We start from the raw sequence: 604 nt of genomic DNA, 5'->3' as shown, positions 1-604 counted from the left end.
GTTCCAAGAGAAATATCATCTTCGAGAATTAGGACCAGATAGGATAGGCATCCGCACGTTCATTAATTTCCCTCTGCTTGGCATGGCTTGTATGTGGTACGACAAAGGCAACCGTTTATCTATTGAAACCGGTTGGCTTCCTCCATATCTCGTTGAAGGACGTTGGCTAGAAGATGTAAAAGCAGGGAAGATCACACGATAAATTATCATTTATTTAGAAACTTAATGTATGAGCCATCTCTTATGAGGTGGCTTTTTTTGCGTTTATGGCCAGAGTTTACTAATTAAACGCGTACATGTTGTGCGCATTATATTGGTGCATAAACCCTACATTGGTGCATTTAAATAGATAAAATCAATACAAATAAAAGTTTTTGATTTCATTTAAGGCTTTATAAAACAATGAATTAAATCCTAATTGTTAGAAGAGTAAATTATGGAACGGTAATTGCTGTATTAGACGCTTTGTGAATTTCATTCACCAAATTGGTGATGAATTTAACTTTGATGCACAGGATGAGTGCGCTACAAATAACGGAGATAAACATAATGAGTGTAACTGCCGATCAGGTACATGGCGTTGTACAAACTCTCACACAAAGTT

General features: G+C 36.4%; 1 protein-coding gene. It reads left to right on the top strand.

From position 1 onward, the window contains the following. A partial coding sequence (locus R7P74_RS27755) for an Imm49 family immunity protein (RefSeq protein ID WP_318123888.1) occupies nucleotides 1–202 on the top strand: 202 nt, incomplete at its 5' end. Nucleotides 203–604 lie beyond the last annotated feature (402 nt).

The organism is Vibrio sp. 2033 (assembly GCF_033339735.1).
This window is presented reverse-complemented; position numbering and strand designations above follow the sequence as displayed.